The sequence below is a fragment of the Serratia nevei genome, from assembly GCF_024160145.1.
Classification (GTDB): Bacteria; Pseudomonadota; Gammaproteobacteria; order Enterobacterales; family Enterobacteriaceae; genus Serratia; species Serratia nevei_A.
Genome location: NZ_JAMYWQ010000004.1, coordinates 148,193 through 166,272, shown reverse-complemented (window position 1 = coordinate 166,272; position 18,080 = coordinate 148,193). Strand labels below are relative to the sequence as shown.

Annotated in this window: 14 protein-coding genes; all 14 read left to right on the top strand. The window is 55.6% G+C overall.

Annotated elements, in window-relative coordinates; all coding sequences use genetic code 11:
* Nucleotides 1-10: 10 nt before the first annotated feature.
* The 14 genes from M6G53_RS05475 (at nucleotide 11) to M6G53_RS05410 (ending at nucleotide 18,025) form a co-directional block, all read left to right on the top strand.
* Nucleotides 11-1,213 carry a phage tail sheath family protein gene (locus M6G53_RS05475; RefSeq protein WP_253329602.1) on the top strand — a complete coding sequence of 401 codons (1,203 nt, stop codon included), beginning with the start codon at nucleotides 11-13 and terminating at the stop codon, nucleotides 1,211-1,213.
* Nucleotides 1,214-1,215: 2 nt separating this feature from the next.
* Complete coding sequence (locus M6G53_RS05470) at nucleotides 1,216-1,668, top strand: phage tail protein (protein ID WP_253329600.1); 453 nt, start codon at nucleotides 1,216-1,218, stop codon at nucleotides 1,666-1,668.
* On the top strand, nucleotides 1,665-1,832 hold the full coding sequence (locus M6G53_RS05465) for a DUF5908 family protein (RefSeq protein WP_253329598.1): 168 nt from the start codon (nucleotides 1,665-1,667) through the stop codon (nucleotides 1,830-1,832). The genes M6G53_RS05470 and M6G53_RS05465 overlap by 4 nt, the downstream gene beginning before the upstream one ends.
* A complete protein-coding gene (locus M6G53_RS05460; protein ID WP_253329596.1) occupies nucleotides 1,829-2,518 on the top strand; it encodes a CIS tube protein in 690 nt (229 codons plus the stop codon). Before M6G53_RS05465 ends, M6G53_RS05460 begins: the two co-directional genes overlap by 4 nt.
* Complete coding sequence (locus M6G53_RS05455; RefSeq protein WP_253329594.1) at nucleotides 2,515-4,179, top strand: phage baseplate assembly protein V; 1,665 nt, start codon at nucleotides 2,515-2,517, stop codon at nucleotides 4,177-4,179. The genes M6G53_RS05460 and M6G53_RS05455 overlap by 4 nt, the downstream gene beginning before the upstream one ends.
* Before the next feature lie 20 nt (nucleotides 4,180-4,199).
* Nucleotides 4,200-4,619: a GPW/gp25 family protein gene (locus M6G53_RS05450; RefSeq protein WP_253329592.1), complete on the top strand. Its 420-nt coding sequence runs from the start codon at nucleotides 4,200-4,202 to the stop codon at nucleotides 4,617-4,619.
* Complete coding sequence (locus M6G53_RS05445) at nucleotides 4,616-5,035, top strand: contractile injection system spike tip protein (protein WP_253329590.1); 420 nt, start codon at nucleotides 4,616-4,618, stop codon at nucleotides 5,033-5,035. Before M6G53_RS05450 ends, M6G53_RS05445 begins: the two co-directional genes overlap by 4 nt.
* A 75-nt stretch (nucleotides 5,036-5,110) precedes the next feature.
* Nucleotides 5,111-6,934 (top strand): baseplate J/gp47 family protein, encoded by a 1,824-nt coding sequence (locus tag M6G53_RS05440; RefSeq protein ID WP_253329589.1) that lies wholly within the window; start codon nucleotides 5,111-5,113, stop codon nucleotides 6,932-6,934.
* Nucleotides 6,927-9,836: a baseplate wedge protein gene (locus M6G53_RS05435; RefSeq protein WP_253329587.1), complete on the top strand. Its 2,910-nt coding sequence runs from the start codon at nucleotides 6,927-6,929 to the stop codon at nucleotides 9,834-9,836. Before M6G53_RS05440 ends, M6G53_RS05435 begins: the two co-directional genes overlap by 8 nt.
* A 14-nt stretch (nucleotides 9,837-9,850) precedes the next feature.
* A complete protein-coding gene (locus M6G53_RS05430; protein WP_253329585.1) occupies nucleotides 9,851-11,212 on the top strand; it encodes a tail fiber protein in 1,362 nt (453 codons plus the stop codon).
* A gap of 542 nt (nucleotides 11,213-11,754) precedes the next feature.
* A complete protein-coding gene (locus tag M6G53_RS05425) occupies nucleotides 11,755-13,332 on the top strand; it encodes a phage tail protein (RefSeq protein ID WP_253329583.1) in 1,578 nt (525 codons plus the stop codon).
* Between the two features lie 65 nt (nucleotides 13,333-13,397).
* The gene (locus tag M6G53_RS05420) at nucleotides 13,398-14,942 is read left to right on the top strand and encodes a contractile injection system tape measure protein (protein ID WP_253329581.1); all 1,545 of its coding nucleotides are present in this window, start codon (nucleotides 13,398-13,400) and stop codon (nucleotides 14,940-14,942) included.
* A 35-nt stretch (nucleotides 14,943-14,977) separates the two neighbouring features.
* The gene (locus M6G53_RS05415) at nucleotides 14,978-17,068 is read left to right on the top strand and encodes an ATP-binding protein (protein WP_253329579.1); all 2,091 of its coding nucleotides are present in this window, start codon (nucleotides 14,978-14,980) and stop codon (nucleotides 17,066-17,068) included.
* 75 nt (nucleotides 17,069-17,143) lie between these two features.
* A complete protein-coding gene (locus M6G53_RS05410; RefSeq protein WP_253329577.1) occupies nucleotides 17,144-18,025 on the top strand; it encodes a Pvc16 family protein in 882 nt (293 codons plus the stop codon).
* The last annotated feature ends 55 nt before the right edge of the window (nucleotides 18,026-18,080 follow it).

The window sequence follows — 18,080 nt, the reverse complement described above, 5'->3', positions numbered from 1 at the left end:
GGATACCGTGATGGCAATGGTTCTTCCTGGGGTTTCGTACGATGAAACGCTGTTAACGCAGGCGTCAAACGACGATCCGGTGACGATGCCCCTGTTTATTGGTTTTACCCTTTCTGATATGGCGATGCAGCCCGTCAGCGTGGGATCCCTGACGCAGGCGAACAGTCTCTTTGGACAGTCTGGGACGCTGGCGTACTCCCTGCGCCACTTCTTTGAAAACGGCGGGCGGCAATGCTACGTGCTGCCCCTCGGGCCAGGGCAGGGAGAACCGGCCGCGCGTCTGCACGCGCTGATTGGCGCATTACAGGCGCCGCAGATGCTGGAGACGCTGTTGGCGGATGACAAGACCGGCCTGGTCCTGGTGCCGGAGCTGAGTGAGCTCAATGAGGTGAATGCGGCTGAGGTTGACGTCGATGCCCTGTGGTATCAGGGCTGGCAAGCATTACTGACGCTGTGTCGTCAGGCCCCGCAGCGCTTTGCGCTGCTGGAGTTACCGGACGCCCCGGCGCAGGCGGTGACGCTGACCGGGCAGTCTTTTTCCGCAGACCTGTGCCAGCGCGGGGCGGCCTGGTGGCCACGGTTGGAAACCAGTTACCAGGATGAGGCGTCGGCGCCCGTGGTGTTGTCACCCCTGCCGGCCGTCGCGGCGGCCATTCAGCGCAGCGCCCACGATAACGGGGTCTGGAAGGCGCCGGCCAACCTCCCGTTGGCCAAAACCCGCCGCCCCACCCAAAGTATCCTGACGTCTCAGGCATTACTGGGTCACCAGGGGGTGTCCTGCAACCTGATCCGCAGTTTTGTCGGCAAAGGCGTGCGCCTGTGGGGATGCAGGACCTTGCTCAACGAGGAGAACACGGCCTGGCGCTATATCCAGACGCGTTTGCTGGTCAGCAGCGTGGAGCTCTACCTGAGCAAACTGGCGCGCGCTTACCTGTTTGAGCCGAATACGGCCCCGACCTGGATGAAGTTGAAGGGCCAGGTCTGGACGTGGCTGCGGCAGCAATGGTTGGCCGGGGCTTTTTTCGGCACGGTGGAGGATGAGGCCTTTTCGCTCAGTATCGGGCTGGATGAAACCATGACGCAAGACGATATTCACCAGGGAAAGATGGTCCTGCAGGTTCGTCTGGCGCTGCTGGCCCCCGCGGAATTCATCGACATCAGCCTGACGCTGGATCTGCGTGACGGCACGGCCAGCGCGCAAATCGGAGGATAATCATGATGAATACACCCGCGGTATCCCATCGCTTTCTCGTCAATTTTTTATTTAACAACATTCCCAGTCCGTTTGACATTGCGTTCCAGCGCGTCTCCGGGTTGTCGCGCACGCTGGCCGTGAGCCAGCATCGGGAAGGGGGCGAAAATGCCCGCAACCTTTGGCTGGCCGAACAGGTGGATCACGGCAGCCTGGTGTTGGAGCGCGGCGTGATGAACGCCTCCCCCCTGACGCTGCAGTTTGACCGCGTGTTGCGCCGGGAAAGCACGCAGTGGGCCAACGTGGTGATCATGTTGCTGAACGAGCTTTCATTACCGGTGACCACCTGGACACTGAGCCATGCCCTGCCGGTGCGCTGGCAGATGGGCGATTTGGATGCCGGCAGTAACCAGGTGCTCATCAACACACTTGAGCTGCGCTACCAGGATATGCGCATGCTGGGGGTAAAACTATGACCGTCGAAATTCGTGAGTTGATCGTCCAGGTTGAGGTCACCGAGCCGGCCCCTTCTGCTCCGTCCCTGCCGTTTGCGCAGCACCGTGAGTGGGACGAGCAGCGGTGGATGGAGAGGATTAAACAAGAGGTGCTGGAACAGCTGCTTGAAAGGGGGAGCCAGTGAGCTTACTTGAACGGGGGCTGTCAAAACTGACCCTCAACGCCTGGAAAGATCGCGAAGGGAAAATCCCTGCGGGCAGCATGAGCGCGATGTATAACCCGGAGACTGTCCAGCTGGATTATCAGACGCGGTTTGACACCGAAGATACCATCAACACGGCGTCGCAAAGCAACCGCTATGTGATTTCCGAGCCGGTCGGCCTCAACCTGACCTTGTTGTTCGACAGCCAGATGCCCGGGAATACCACCCCGATAGAGACGCAGCTGGCGATGTTGAAAACCCTTTGCGCCGTGGATGCGGCCACCGGGTCACCTTACTTTTTGCGCATCACCTGGGGAAAAATGCGCTGGGAGAATAAAGGGTGGTTTGCCGGTCGCGCCCGCGATTTATCGGTCACCTACACGCTGTTTGACCGTGACGCCACGCCGCTGCGGGCCACCGTGCGGTTAAGCCTGGTGGCGGATGAGAGCTTTGTTATTCAACAATCCTTTAAGGCGCAAAGCGCCCCCGACCGTGCACTGGTCAGCGTACCGGATCTGGCCTCGCTGCCGCTGCTGGCGCTCAGCGCCGGCGGGGCGCTGGCCGACAGCGTCGATCCGTTATCGCTGGCCTGGGATAACGATTTGGATAATCTCGATGATTTTCGGTCCGGAGACCTGCTGCGGGCGACGAAAGGGGGGGCGGCATGAGCCACATCACCCTGAGCATTGCGGGCAAGCCGAGCACATTGGGGATCCGTCGTTTGCGGGTACAGCAGCTGATCAATGAGATCCCGTTGGCACAGCTGGAGCTGCGTATTCCCACGGATAATCATGGCGCAGCGGATAGCGCGGTACAACGCGAAGTCAGCCGTTTTAGCCTGGGCGCCCGGGTGGTGATTGCCCTGGATAACACGCCGCTCTTCGACGGTTATCTGGTGCAAAAGAAGATGCAGCTGAAGGGCAAAGACTGGTCCGTACGGCTGGAGGCCCGCCACGCGTTGCAGAAACTGACGTTTTTGCCCCATAGCCGGGTATTCCGTCAGCAGGATGACAACACCGTCCTGAAGGGGCTGCTGCAGTCTGCCGGGGTGAAGGTGACGCAAAAAGCGGCGGCGCAGCTGAGCAGCAAACACGATCAGCTGATCCAGTTTCGCCTCAGTGACTGGCAGTTTATTCGCAGCCGGCTGCTGTCCACTAACTGCTGGCTGCTGCCCGATGCCGCCGGCGACGCGGTGGTGATCCGCCCATTGTCCGACGCGGCAACGGCCTCACGGCGGCTGACTCGCGACAGTCGCGACTACAGGCTGTATGACATCAATTTGAGTTTTGATAACCGCTTTACGCCGGACAGCCTGTCACTGCAGGGATGGGACATTACCGCACAAAAGCTCACGCCGGCGCAAAAAAGCGCGGCCGGCGCGTTTCGTCCCTGGAAGCCTGAGGGGCAGGTCGGTCAGGCTTCCGTCGGGCGGCAAGATTACGCCCTGGCGTTCAGCATGCTGCCTGAAGCCACGCTGCAAGCCCTGTCGAGCTCCTGGCTGAACTATCAACAGATGACCGGCGTACAGGGCCATATAGTGCTGGCGGGGACCCGGGACTTCGCGGCGGGCGAGAGTATCACCCTGAGCGGCTTTGGGGCGGGGCTGGACGGCACGGCGATACTGAGCGGGGTCAATCAGCTGTTTGATACCCAGAATGGCTGGCGCAGCGAGCTGGTGATGGGGCTACCGGCCTCCATGCTGGAGCCCGCGCCCCCGGTGCGGTCGCTGCATATTGGCACGGTAGCGGCTTTTACCGCCGACCCCCTGCATCTGGATCGGATTGCCCTGCATCTGCCAGCGCTGAATCTGCCCGACTCGCTGATTTTTGCCCGCCTGAGTAAGCCCTGGGCCAGCAAAGCGAGTGGATTTTGTTTTTACCCGGAGCCCGGTGATGAAGTGGTGGTGGGGTTTATCGACAGCGATCCGCGTTACCCGATCATCCTGGGGGCGATGCACAACCCGAAAAATACGGCGCCGTTCCCACCGGATGAAAAGAACAACCTTAAGGGGCTGATCGTGAGTCAAGCCGACCAGACACAGGCCCTGATGATCGACACCGAGGAGAAAACGCTGAAGCTGATGGCCGGTGACAATGCGCTCACCTTAACCGGCGAGGGGGACATTGCCCTGCATACGCCGAACGCCCTGCAACTGCAGGCCGAGGGTAAGTTGTCGATCGCGGGCAAGCAGCAGGTGGAGATCACCAGCGAGGGAGAGGTTGCCATGCGTACGCCGAAAGCCCTGCAACTGCAGGCTGACGGTAACCTGTCTATCAACGGTAAACAGCAGGTGGAGATCACCAGCGCAAAAATTAACCTGAAAAAATAACCTATTACGGTGAGGTTGCGATGAGTAACGACATTTTGACAGCGACCCTGGGGCAATGCTGGGCATTTCCACCGCGGTTTGAGCCCGGCGGCGTGTCCCTGACGGCGGGCGTTGAGGCAGTGATGCAGAGTCTGCGCGTGCTGTTTATGACGGAGCCGGGCGAACGCATTATGCGTGAGAGCTATGGCGGAGGCATGCATGACTTTATCTTTGAGAATATCACCGATGAACTGCTGGCCAACATCCACAACCGCATCGAAGAAAGCATTCTGCGCCATGAGCCCCGGGCGCTGCTCAAGGACGTCATCATCCAGCCGGGGGCACAGGATGCGAGCCGTCTGCGGGTACAGATCACCGTGTATCTGTCGGGCACGGATCTGGTCGAGATGGTGGACGGGACGCTGAATATCCATGACGGCCAAACGCTGAGGTTACTATGAGCAATCGGGTGGTCATCGACGGGGACGCGTTGAAATTTGAAACCAATTTTGGCGCCAATATCGTTACGCCAGCCGCGCCTTGCCTGATTAAGGGCAGTGGGGAGGCTGATATTACGAATAAAAAAATCTGTGTGCTCGGCGACGAAAGCAAGGTGTCTATTGCTGCCACGTATACCAAGTCCACACACCCCACACCGGGAACGGGAACCATCACCATTGCCGCGTTGGCCGTCGATCAACAGGCTGTATTCGTCACGGCAAGAACGGCTGTCATTGTGGTCGGCAGCCAATTTACCGCGCGTTTTACCCCCAGTGCCCCGGCGATGGATCCGCAAGGAAAACCTGACCCGAATATGGGGCCTACGCAAGGCATCGGCACATTTATCAACAGCCAGTCGTTTGTCACCGCCGGGTGAGCCGTTGTGCCGCCGAGGCGGCGAAAACGGACCCTGCGTGTCTTCTTTATCATCACATAACCAATGGACAACATCATGTCTGACCTGGAGCAACTGAAACAGAGATTGGGCAGCGGATTAACCGACCAGACCTTCCTGCTGGAGCCACGAACAGGGAAGGACCTGCTCAATCTGGTAGCAAAATATACTGAAGCGGTGCCGTTTGCCGGCCATGCCGACGCTGACTGGAAAGACTTCTGGCTGGCAGGCCGCACGCCGCAAGCGCTGAGTGATATTTATCAGCGCCCCGGCCTGGCAGAGAAAACGCTGCCGGTGCAGCAGGCATATATGCTGGCGTTGCTGCATCTGCTCGAAACGCCCAGAGCCTTGCTGAACACGGTGCCGGCGCGGCACCGTTCACTTTACTACCGGGATTTATTGGGGTTTGCCCCCCGCGCCCCGCAGCCGGACAGCGTGGCGGTGAGCTTTACGCTGCAAAGAAATGCGTCCCCGACTGCGTTACCCGCCGGCAGCTTGCTGGATGGCGGCCAGGACAGCGCCGGAAATAGCATCACCTATCAGACTGACGACAGTCTGCTGATCACCGGCCAGCAACTGGAACAGCTGTGCTGGACGGTCCTGGATAAGAATACGAATAAGTGGAAACGGTATACCGCCATCGACAGCGCGACGGGCGTTACGCTACCGGCTGAGGGGCTGCGTCTCTTCACCGCAACAGAGAATGGCACGGATACCAAAGAGAAAACGCCCGTGCTTTATCTGGGGTTCAGTGGGACTGCTGCGCAGGACACCCTGTCGGTTTACTGGTCTGTGCGCGCCTCATCGGCGCTGGATCTGGCCTGGTGTTATTACAACGGCACAGACTGGGCCTCGCTGGATGCGGAGCTGCAGGACGAGACGGCGGGCCTGTCCGTCAGCAACCTGTGGCGGGCGCGGCTGCCGGCGGACAGTGAGCCGGGCTCGCCAAAGAATGACGGGCTGCAGGAGGCTGGGTATTACTGGATCAAAGGCACGCTGAACGAAAAGAAAGTGGCAAAGGACGAGAGCGCACCCGCCGAGGCGATGCCGAAACTGCAGGCCGTGCTGGCCAATGCGATGACCGCGACCCTGAATAGGGCGCAGGCGATAGATGACAGCCACTTTGCCCAGCCGTTGCCGGCCAATACCGTCAGCCAACTGGTGACGCCGGTTGCCGCCATCAGCGACGTTCGCCAGCCGCTGCCCTCGGTGGGCGGGCAGCCACGGGAAACGGAGGCGGCGATGTTGCAGCGCGCCGCGACCCGGATAGGCCACCGGCAGCGGGCGATCACCTGGAACAATATGCGCAGCCTGCTGATGGCGCACTACCCGGAGATTTTTGATGTCCGTTTTCCCGATGTGGACAAACTGAGTCGTCTGCCGGCGCTTGAGGTGCAATCGCTGATGGTTATTCCTGACGGCCGTTATGGTGACAACGATGACGCGTTGCGCCCGGCGCTCAGTGACGGAAGGTTGACCCGGATGGCGCAGTGGCTGGCGCAGTATACCTCGCTGTGGGCGGCGCCGACGCTCAATAACCCGAAATATATCGATGTGACGGCCCGCTATCGGGTGACGTTCGTGGCGGGTATTAACCCGGATTATGGCTATCGACAGCTCGCGGCGCAGTTACAACACGACTATATGCCCTGGGCGACCGATCGGCGCCAGGCGGTCACGCCGGGCAATCAGGTGGACTACTACCGGCTGCTGGCCACGCTGCAACAGTCACCGCTGGTGCAGTCCGTGAACGCGCTGGTCCTTATTCACGACGTTATTGATGAAACGGGAAAGTCCACCTCGGTGAAAACACAAAGCACCGTCACCGCCAGGGATGACGAGGTCCTGATTTTATGTCCGCAAGGAGAGACTGATGTCTAAAGAAAACGCCCTGTTCCCGGCGGTGAAGGACGCGATTGCGTTTGAGGCACTGTGGCAACAGGCTCACGAAAAAGTTACTGCGCTCAGTGGCAATATCTGGACGGATACCGGCGATCACGATCCGGGCGTCACCTTGCTGCAGTCCGCAACCTGGAACTGTTCCGACCTCAGTTACCGCGCGTCGCTGCCGCTGAATGACCTGCTGACCCATCAAGACCGGAACACCTTGTTCCCGGAAGAGTTCTGTCCTGAACAGGTGCTCACCTGCAACACGGTGACGGCAGAGGATTACCGCCGGGCCTTACTGGACCTGCACAGCAGCGATATTAAGACCCTGGACACCCCCGGGCAGGATTTTTTATTCAGCGATGTCAGCCTGACGCAGGAACCTGAAGCGCACCGTTTTCACTGGTGGTATAACGCGGAAAAACGCGAATACAGCTTCACGGAACCGACGGTCACCCAGCCTGAAGACAAGAAGACGCTGTCTCTGCGGGGGAATCTGTGGCTGACGCTGGTCCCGACCCGCTATACCCAGTCCCTGTCATCCGAGAATCGGGCGGCAGTGGAGCAATACCTGGCTGAGTTTCTTGCGGCGCACCGTAATCTCGGCGAAGCGGTATCGCGCATTATCTGGCTGCAACCGGCGACCTTTATCCCAAGGATGACGATTGAACTGGCCGATAACATCGGCGACATCAATCAGGTGGCGGCGCAGATTTATCAGGTTACCGACGCGTTCTTGCGCCCGGCGGTCGCCCGTTATACCACCGAACAACGGCGTGCGCGCGGTGATGCCGATGACGCCATTTTCGAGGGGCCGAAGCTGAAGCACGGCTGGCAGCAAACGGCACCCTCGCAGATCGCTGCCGGGGGGGACGTCCTCAACCTCGGCCCGCTGGTAAACCGGTTGCTGGCTATCCCCGGCGTGGCCAGCCTGAGCACCTTGTCGGTCGATAAAGGCGATGGCCACATTACGGCCGTTACCGGGGACAACTGGCGCTGGCAGGTGGCTGACGGTTATTACCCCCTGCTGTGGGGGGCAGCGCCGCTGAGCCTGCTGGCGGGTGACGATAGTCCGTTAACCTTGGTGTCGAAAGGCGGTATTCGCAACACGCTGGAGAGTGAGGCGATGGCGCGCTACCTGACACAGGCAGACCTGATTGAAACGACGTCCACGGTGTTACCCGCCGGCCGCTTTCGCGATCAGACGGGCTATATTCCCGTCGGGCAGCGCCTGCCCGAATGTTATGCCCTGCAGCAGCCCGATGCCGTGATTGACGACCAGACGCGCGCGGTGCATCAGTTTTTGCTGCCTGTCGACCAACTGCTGGCCGACGGCGCGGCAGAGCTGGCGCAGCTGCCGACCTTACTGGCCTTTAAAGACCGGGGCGACGCCATTCGGGGGACCCGCTGGCCCTATACGAATGCGATGGTGCAACAGGCTATTCATCAGCCCTACGTGAAAGCGCTGGAAGCGATTGCGCAGCAGGATGCGGCTATTCTCACGCAGGGTAAACAGTCTGTGGGGGCCAATTTTGCCCGTGAACTGGATTTTATTCAGTATCTGCTGGGCTATTTTGGCACCCAGCGAGCCGCCCTGCCGCTGACGCTGGATATGGCTGATTTTCTGGCGACGCAGCGGGCATATCTGGCGCAGCAACCCGCCTTAGGTTACGACCGCATCAATATCCGTATTGACCAGGTCTCCGCCCTGCAAAAGCGCATTGCGGCGCGCATCGGCCTCGACAGCATCTGCTTTGCTGAAAAACCGGACCTGAGTCAACTGCCGTTTTACCTGATTGAGCATCGTCAGCTGCTGCCCCAGACCCCGGACAGCGCCTTTGACAGTGAGCAGACCCCGACCGGTTTTGCGGTGGCCGAGCCTAAAATTACCCTGACGCAGGCGGGCAGTGCCGGCAAGGTGGTCCAGGGGCAACTTATCAACCTGATTGCGATTGAAGGGGGGAGTCGACTGAATGTCAGCCGGCTGTTGGTTATCGAGACCGACGGGGACCGTTTTACCGTCAGCACGGAAAACAGTCAGCAACTGCACAACACCCTGTCACGACTTGAGGCGGCCTGGGCGAGTCACAACCTGCGCTGGCAGAACAGCAATGTCTGGCTGCAGGATATGGATTACCGACTGAATTATGCCGAGGCAAAACGGCAACCGGCTAATCCACAGCAGCGCTTACTGGCGAGTAATGCGCAAAGCCCGTATCCCGCCATGGTCAGCGTCGGGGATGGCATAGTTATTCGTCCTGCCGGCCTGCAGTTTGCCCAGCCGGGGGCGAAGGCTTATCGCGCTTCAACTGCGGAAGCTGACTGGCAGCTCGCGGCAACCGTGATCGCGGTCGATTCGACAGCGGGTACGTTACTTATCGAAAAAGCGGCCGGCAGCACAGAGGCGTTTCCCTCAGCGGAAACCAGTTATCGTTTTCAGTGGGCATTTAGCCACGCGAACTATGCGACGACGGACCGATTCTCCTTTGTGGTCAGCGCGGTGCTTAATCGCCGCCTGGTAGAAAACCAAAACATTGTGCCCGGCAAACTGATTGCCTGGGTACAGGAAACCATTATGGCGGAGTTCCCGGCCCATATGTCATTGATTAATCACTGGCTTGATGACGCCACCTTTAACAACTTTGGGGCGACCTATGCACGCTGGCAAAACAGCGGCATGCCGCTGGGTGATGATGCCTTTGCGCTGATGCAGATGCTGACCCTGGGGCGTCTCCCTGTTACCCAGTTGGACATCGGCCTGATGCGCATCGCCACCGAGGCGCAGCGCACCGAGGTTGTCGGTGACGGCAGCCAGTGGAATGAAGACGTCATCCTGCGAGAAGAGCTGTTTTACGTGCCGCAAGACGTACCGATTACCCTTGAATATAACGACTAAACCCGGAGAGAAAAATGACTGATAAAACCCCGCAGAACCAGGTAGAAAATCCGGTGAATACCCCGACAATCTTGGCCGGCACAACGGACACGGCGCGTAACGGCGAGTTAAAAAGCAGAGCCTTGCCCCAGGCCGATGCGCTGAAGGCACGTTTTAAGGCGGGCGGTATTCCGCTGCAGACGGATTTTGCGGACTTGATTGATCTGGCCAATATGGGCCGTCAGGCGGTGGGGGGGGCAGAAGGCCAAAACGGGCCGGCAAATGGGTTTACCCTCTCATCGGAGGGCCGTCTGGAATTAAAACCCAACGCGGCGAAAGGGATTAGCGTCGAACAGGATGGCATAGCCGTCAAGGTAAATACTAATAACGGGATGAAGGTGACTTCCGCAGGCATTGCAATCAATGATGGATTAGGTTTGGAGTTCAGCAGCACTGGACAACTGAACTTAAAAGTTAAGAAGGGTGGCGGGTTTAGCGGAGGTCCGGGGGGCGCATCCGTTATTCCTGGGGAGGGGGTTACGGTAGGTAATAGTGGTGTAGGTGTTAAAGCCGGGAATGGGATCGCTGTCACCAGTAGCGGCGTGAACATAAAACTTGCAAAAGGCGCTCAAAATAACGGTGGAGGTGGACAAGGGACGGATGGATTCACTTCCATTGGTAGTGCGGGGGGGCTGGCGTTAAGTTCGAATGGATTGTCCGTAGATGCGGGGAATGGTATTCAAATTGATTCAAAAGGTGTGAGTATCAAGCTGGCCGCGAATAGTGGACTGAGTGCCGATGAGACGAATGGTGTAAAATTAAATGTTGATTCAGGAATTAAAATCTCTAATGGGGCTGTTACTATTGACCAAAATAAAGTGTTGCCTAGAGGGATTATTACCATGTTTTCTGGTAGTAAGGTGCCAGAAGGTTGGGCTTTTTGTGATGGAACCAACGGAACTCCTAACCTCCAAAACAGATTCATTATGGCTGGATATGGCGAGCAGGTGGGTGGAAAGTCATCAAATACTTTCCAGGGTGATATTAATAGTAAAGTTTTTTCCTTTACTTCAGATAGCCAAACAGTAAGAGTAAAAGGCTCGACTAAAGGCCACGCGTTAAGTGCTGATGAAAATGGGAAGCACGAGCATGAACAAGGCGAAACATTAAATCTTTCTGGTATGTGCCACAATAGCTATACAACTGACCGATCCAACCGTGACTGGGTTAATGGTGGTGGCAGTCAAAGTAATCCTCCAAAATACAGGCCTTATACTTTTGAATCAGGTAAGGGGAAGCCTCATGCGCATGACGTGGATTTAACCAGTGAGAGCCATACGCATAATAACAAGGTTAGTGTTCCATACTATATTCTTGCTTTTATCATGAAGCTTTGATTCTTAACGGTGGCGGGGTGTTGCTGCTCTGTGGCTCTAAAAAACGCATGAGAAAATCTCAGGCTGTATACTAATTTCCATTCCAGGGTTGGTTGGATTATGGTTTTTTCACAGGGATAATTGGTGGTGTCAAAACAGGTCGGTTACGTCTTAAGTTAAAGTGTTTAAAAACTAAAGTTGGGTGTAATTTATTAAGGTTACATCTATTAAAAGCAGATGGTATGAAGAAGGCTGTGGCGGACTCTATTATCGAGGGGGAATAGGGTGAAATAAACGTGGATAAGTGGGGGGTAATCTGGGCATTATTCCTGCGGCCCAATTTGACACGCTATTTATCCCTCGGCTGGCACAGGCGTTTGCTGAACGCCTTGCCTATGAGTAAACATCAATCACTGGTCAGCAGGCGATAAAGATGGCGACACCCAATGCAACTGAATCAGAGTATTACTTGGCGGTATCACCTTGATGGCGAGGGGCTAATCCAGCAAGCACGTTGCTGCCTGGTTCCTCTTGAATATAACGACTAAACCCGGAGAGAAAAAATGACTGATAAAACCCCGCAGGACCAGGCAAAAAACTCGGTGAATACCCCGACAACCTTAGCCGGCACAACGGACACGGCGCGTGAGGGCGAGTTAAAAAGCAGGACCTTGCCACAGGCCGATGCGCTGAAGGCGCGCTTTAAGGCGGGCAGCATTCCGCTGCAGACGGATTTTGCAGACTTGATTGATCTGGCCAATATCGGTCGTCAGGCAGTGGGTGATGAGGGCACAGGTTTGGGGCTGGCAAAAGATGGTAAAAATCGATTGAGGTTTGATCCGAGTAATATTGCCAATTTTACTTATGACCTTTCCCCCAGCAAAGGAAACAAACAGATAACGTTGGCTAACTTATTCGCCGGCGATACGAAAATTCATGATAGAGTTGCGCTTCTCGCACTAAGCGACGATATTGGTCCTCGCACCGCTACTACCATCAAGGAGGGGAACTCGACTACGTACACAGTTAATGCCGTTAAAATTAATGCCGATGGAGTGAGAAACTATACGACAGTTAAAATTATTGCCGATAAATCAGTTGGTATGAACTCTGCATTATTACCCTTTGAGTACGTGCAAAATAAAAATGCACAGTATTCGTTATGGTATAAGTTCACCCTGGATACCACTGGCGAAGATTTTAGCAACTGCACGCTGGTTATCGATCCATTAACTCTGCTCGTGAAACATATTACAGATTTTTCCACCTTACCCCTTGATGGTGAGATTATCTCGTTACTCACCGTTAGCTTTGTCTATCATGGCGTCATTATCGGTGACGGTCTTCAGAAGAATAATACGAAGATTTCAGCCAAAGTTGATGGGAGCAAAGGGCTGCAAGTAAACAGCAGCGGTATTGGTGTTAACCCAGGAAATGGCATCGCGGTGGATAACAGTGGTGTGCACATAAAACTGGCAAAAGGTATTCAAACCAACGGAGGTGAAGGGCAAGGTAAGGATGGTACTACCTCGGGTAGTGCGGGTGGATTAAACGTAAATCAGAATGGATTTTCCGTAGACCCCGGGGATGGGATGCAAATCAATGCACGAGGCGTAAGTATCAAGCTGGCCGCTAATAGCGGGCTGAGTGCCGATGAGACGAATGGTTTGAAAATCGTTCCTGAACAAATGTTCCAAAAAGGTATGGTCATGATGTTTGCCGGTACCACGGCTGAAATACCGAAAGGGTGGGGGCTATGTGATGGGGGGAGTGGTCGCCCGGATTTACGTGACAGATTTATTGTAGGGAAGGGGAGTAAATTTACTGGAAAGGGAGACGGTACCAAATCAACCGGTGAGACTACGGTTACGGGAAGTGTGAGTGTTAAAGATACAAAGCTAACTTTAAGCCAAATACCAAGCCATTCACATAATTACTATAAGATAGAGTATCGTAATTTTGGCTATTATTATGGCAATTCAAGACAAGGTATGATTGATACAAATAGTTATGTGTCGACCTCCTCTTCAGGCGGAGGTATGGGGCATAAACATGATGCAACGTTAACAACTAACTCACATAAACATTCCATTGATCCCATCCCGCCTTATTATGCGCTAGCCTTTATTATTAAACTGTAATTTGTGAGGTTCGATGTTTGTTTATGGCTTGCATCTTAATTCATAAGGTGAGGTGTCAAATAAGAGTGGGTAAGCGATTCTCTGGAGAGAAACTATTACACTCTGTTTTATTAGGTTCTGATAATTTAAAGTTCGCTCTTCTCCAGGGTTTGCGTAATAACGCAGCGAAGATATCACTCCGTTTAAATACGCTGGAGCTTAATCTCGGTGCTATTTCGGTAGCACAATTTGACACGCAGTTTAATCAGCGGCTGGCGCAGGCATTTGCACAATGCCTCGCCCGTGAGCATGCGTCCATCGGAGGGCCGCAAGAAATGAATATCCAAATTCCTGATATCACCGCGCTTCAGGACTGGCTTGACGAATGTCATCCCGGCGAAAAAGAGTTGTTTCAACGGGCTCAGGGCTGTTTGCAACCCGCCACGCTTAAATCATTGATACAAGATAGCCCGGCGCATCAGCTTCAGCAGTTACTGAAGCGGTTACTGGATGGGGTATGGCAATCCTCAAAAGTGTTGCCGGTATGTTGGTACGGCCGGGTGACCGCCGGTCGGTTGTCGATAGCTGCCGTCTTGTACTTACTCAAAAGCCAACGGGGGCATGATTGGTTGATGCATCAGCACTCCCCCACCGCCAGCCAGGTGGCCGGCTGGGCAAAGGCCATTGCTCGGGGGGAGATCCCCCCTGAACAGGTGGCGCAGTTACTGACCGGCAACCGGCCTGCCAACAGCGCATTGCGCGAGCAACGCGCCTATTCCCCCTTGGTCGTCATGCGTTGGTTGCTGCCATTATGGCGACAGCCCGCCGTGCGCCAGGTGATTCATCGGCTGAAAGGCGGACGGGGCGTGCAGCGCCTTGATGCTTATCTGAGCCGCTGTTTACAACGGCAGGACGATGATGTCATGCAGGAGGAGCAGGGAGAGCCTACCGATGCGCTATCGCGAGATAACACCGCGTTACCGGAGCGCGAGGAGGAGCATACCGCGCGGGATCATGCCACCTTGCCGCAGAGCGAGAAAATGCCGGCAACAGCCCGAGACGCAATGCAGCCTGGGAAAGGTGGCTTGCGCTCGCCGAATGAACCGCGCTCGTCGAGTCAGGGCATCAGCAACGCCGGTTTGCTCCTGCTGTGGCCGCTCTTGCCTCAGCTGTTTTCCCAGCTGGGTCTGTGGGAGGAAGAGCGGTTTGTCAGCGATGCGGCGCGGTGGCAGGCCGTGTACGGTCTCGACCGATTGGTCTGGGGGGAGGTTAAGCCAGCGGAGGAGCGGTTGACGTTGAATCAGGTGTTATGTGGGGTGTCCTGCTCAACCTCTGTACCGCCGCCCACACCGTTGAGTTTGGTGCAACAGCAGCAGATTGACGACTGGCTGGCCGCTATCGGCCAACAACTTCCCGGTTGGCAAAAGCTGAGCCTGACAGACATTCGGCAATTGTTCTTGCAGCGGGCAGGGGAAATCAGCACGGAAGGGGCAGTCCCCCAAATCAGTGTGTGGCCGGAACCCTATGATTTCTTACTCAGAGACTGGCCGTGGCCCATGACGCTGGCGTCTTTCCCGTGGACTGAACAGCCACTGACCATCGTCTGGCCACTAAACGGTTTCACAGGATAAACCGCCGTTATTTTCTCTTCTTATCGGAGATCAACATGACGTTTTCTTCCGTCTCTCAGCCCGCGTTTATTCCGCAGGGTGATTGCCAGCTATCGCTCTTGTTTAGCGAACTGGAACGTATCGATCTGCTATTACAGCATTATTATTACCGCCATTCAGCGCGTCACGAGGTTTTTAACGCGTTTCTGCTCAGCGAGGAGGAGGTTGAGGCGCGCAGGCAACACCCGGTCGGCAGGCCTCATTGGGCCGCCGCTACTCAGCCGCTATACCGGGCGGAAAACGGGCAGCCCTTGTTGGCAGAAGGCTTAACGGACCTGATTCATCGTTTCGAACTCACTGACTTTGAACGAGACACGTTGCTATTGGGATTGCTGCCCCATTTTGACAGCCGTTATTATGATCTGTTTTCCTGGATCCTGGGGGGAAAGCAAAGTCAGCTGCCCAGCTTTTCATTGGCCCTCACGCTATTTTGCCCTTCAGACAGGGAAAAGCGGGCACAGCAAGCCAGTTTTCTGCCTCAGTCGCCGCTAATGAGCTGCCAGCTGTTAATGATTGAGGAGAATAAAAAAAATCCGGCCTGGAGCCAAACCCGCTTTATGACCGACAGCAGCGTGTACCATTTTTTACTCGGGCATCACTATTTGGCGCCGGCGTTAGCGTCGTGGGCGGAATGGTCAACGCCGCCAGTGCTGCCGTTTTATCCTGCCGGCTTAAAAGACGCGCTGGCCGGCGTGTTACTGACTGACGATATTGAGCCGCGCCCCGTGGTGTTGCTGCGCGGCATGCCGGGGAGCGCCAGAGCCCATGCGGTGTCGGGCATTTTTGCCTCTGACAACCGGCAGACGCTGCAGGTCGATATCGATAAGTGTTCCGAGAGCGATGACGATGCGCTGTTACTGCATTTAACCTGTCTGATGCGTGAAGTCCGTATGCGCGGTGCGGGCATGATGATCCGCAACCTGCAGACACGGATGGAAAAGAGCACGTCACTGCCGGAGAGGCTATCTGAGCAGCTGAACCAGCCGGGATTAAGGGTGGTGTGCCTGGTTGAACCCTATGCTCCGCCTTTATGGCTGAAGAAGACGCCTACCTTGCAGACCGCGATGCCGGTGTTGACGCAGGAGGAAAAAACGCACCTGCTCAGGGATTGCCTGCCGGAACGACGTGCGGCGGAGATGGACCTTATCAGTCTCAGCCAGCGCTACACCTTTACCCCGGAAAGTCTGCCGCTGATGGTGCAAGAGGCCGAACTGTATCGGCAGCAACGCGACCCGGCGGATGTTCTGCAACAGTGTGATATTCGCCAGGCGCTCAATTTACGCAACCAACAGAATTTCGGTTCCCTGGCGCAACGCATTACGCCGAAGCGGACATTAAACGACCTGTTGGTGTCAGAGAGCCTATTACAGCAACTCCAGGAGATGTTGACGGCCATTCGCTATCGGGAAAAAGTGCTGGCCGGTGGTTTTAAAGACAAGGTGGGTTATGGCGTCGGGATCAGCGCGCTGTTCTACGGCGACTCGGGAACCGGGAAAACCATGGCGGCGGAAGTGCTGGCCCATACGCTGGGTGTCGATTTAATCAAGGTAGACCTCTCTACGGTTATCAATAAATACATTGGTGAAACCGAGAAAAACCTCTCGCGTATCTTCGATTTGGCAGAGCAGGATGCCGGCATCTTGTTTTTTGATGAGGCTGATGCCTTATTTGGCAAGCGCAGTGAAACCAAGGATGCCCATGACCGGCATGCCAATATTGAGGTGTCTTACCTGTTGCAACGGCTGGAAAATTTCCCCGGGTTGGTTATTTTATCCACCAATAACCGCAGCCATCTCGACAGTGCATTTAACCGGCGCTTTACCTTTATTACCCGCTTTGCTTATCCGGATGAAACGCTGCGGCATAACATGTGGCAAAAAATATGGCCGAAGAGTATCAAAGTCTCACCGGACGTGGATTTTGAAAAATTAGCGCAGCGGGCCAATATTACCGGCGCCAATATCAGGAATATTGCCCTGCTGGCCGCCTTCTTCGCCGAAGAAAGTGACAATCACGAAGTCAGTCACCGTCATATCGACGCGGCGTTAACCCGTGAACTGGCCAAAACAGGTCGGCTGGCTATTTAACCCGCCGAATCAACATTCCGTGTCAATAACGCATCATGGACAGTGATGACGTACTATTAATTCAGAGGAACGAGGATGTCTAATTATCAAACCCTGCTCGACGTGAATAACGCGATGAAGGATATGCTGGAAAAATATGTGAATAAAGACGTGGCAATCCGCTTTGATTTACCGGATGTGGATGCCACGCAGTCCGATGCCGCGATAAGCGTGTTTCTTTATGATATCCACGAAGACCTGCAGCTGCGTACGGCCGAGTCCCGCGGATTTAATGCCGGCACAAAACGGTTATCACCCGGCTGGGCCAATGTGAAATGCAACTACCTCATTACCTATTGGGAATCAACCGGCCCCGCCACGGATGCCGGCAACCCGGACAGTCAGCCCGACAACCAGGCCATAAAAGTCATGTCTCAGGTTCTGGCGGCGTTGATTAACAATCGCCAGCTAGCCGCGATTCCTGGGGCGTATACGCAGGTTATGCCGCCCAAAGAAAATCTGAACAGCCTGGGTAACTTCTGGCAATCGCTGGGCAATCGTCCGCGCCTGTCGCTCAACTATTGTGTCACCGTACCGATTAGCCTGAGCGATAAGGGCGAGCAAGTCACCCCGGTTAAATCCTTGTCTACCACCGTTGAGCCAAAAGCGCCCGTTTCTCCACAGGCCATTTCCGACGTACTGCGGGAGCAATTAATGGTGGCGCTGGGCGGTGATTATGATGTCCGTTTGGCGATGACGCACGTTAATCTGCAGGCTTCGCCGGTTGCCGCGTCAAACGGGAGTGCGGCTGACATCCGTGTGTCGCTGCGGGTGTCCGGCATGACGCGAACAGAATATCTCACCCCGATCAACACCGTTTTTGAAGAATGGGCAAAGGATGAGGCGGCGGCGGTCACGCCCGATGGCAACCTTATTTATGTCACCGCAGTTGATAATACGGACCTGACAGGGATTTAAATACATTTTGTTCTGGGATTATCAGGGTGAAAAAAACTTGAAAATCATGAGGGGA

What these genes read in the sequence shown, in the direction of transcription:
- M6G53_RS05430 (WP_253329585.1), top strand. Translation starts at nt 9,851, where the DNA reads ATGACTGATAAAACCCCGCAGAACCAGGTAGAAAATCCGGTGAATACC.
- M6G53_RS05440 (WP_253329589.1), top strand. Translation starts at nt 5,111, where the DNA reads ATGTCTGACCTGGAGCAACTGAAACAGAGATTGGGCAGCGGATTAACC.
- M6G53_RS05465 (WP_253329598.1), top strand. Translation starts at nt 1,665, where the DNA reads ATGACCGTCGAAATTCGTGAGTTGATCGTCCAGGTTGAGGTCACCGAG.
- M6G53_RS05455 (WP_253329594.1), top strand. Translation starts at nt 2,515, where the DNA reads ATGAGCCACATCACCCTGAGCATTGCGGGCAAGCCGAGCACATTGGGG.
- M6G53_RS05425 (WP_253329583.1), top strand. Translation starts at nt 11,755, where the DNA reads ATGACTGATAAAACCCCGCAGGACCAGGCAAAAAACTCGGTGAATACC.
- M6G53_RS05410 (WP_253329577.1), top strand. Translation starts at nt 17,144, where the DNA reads ATGTCTAATTATCAAACCCTGCTCGACGTGAATAACGCGATGAAGGAT.
- M6G53_RS05445 (WP_253329590.1), top strand. Translation starts at nt 4,616, where the DNA reads ATGAGCAATCGGGTGGTCATCGACGGGGACGCGTTGAAATTTGAAACC.
- M6G53_RS05415 (WP_253329579.1), top strand. Translation starts at nt 14,978, where the DNA reads ATGACGTTTTCTTCCGTCTCTCAGCCCGCGTTTATTCCGCAGGGTGAT.
- M6G53_RS05450 (WP_253329592.1), top strand. Translation starts at nt 4,200, where the DNA reads ATGAGTAACGACATTTTGACAGCGACCCTGGGGCAATGCTGGGCATTT.
- M6G53_RS05470 (WP_253329600.1), top strand. Translation starts at nt 1,216, where the DNA reads ATGATGAATACACCCGCGGTATCCCATCGCTTTCTCGTCAATTTTTTA.
- M6G53_RS05435 (WP_253329587.1), top strand. Translation starts at nt 6,927, where the DNA reads ATGTCTAAAGAAAACGCCCTGTTCCCGGCGGTGAAGGACGCGATTGCG.
- M6G53_RS05475 (WP_253329602.1), top strand. Translation starts at nt 11, where the DNA reads ATGGCAATGGTTCTTCCTGGGGTTTCGTACGATGAAACGCTGTTAACG.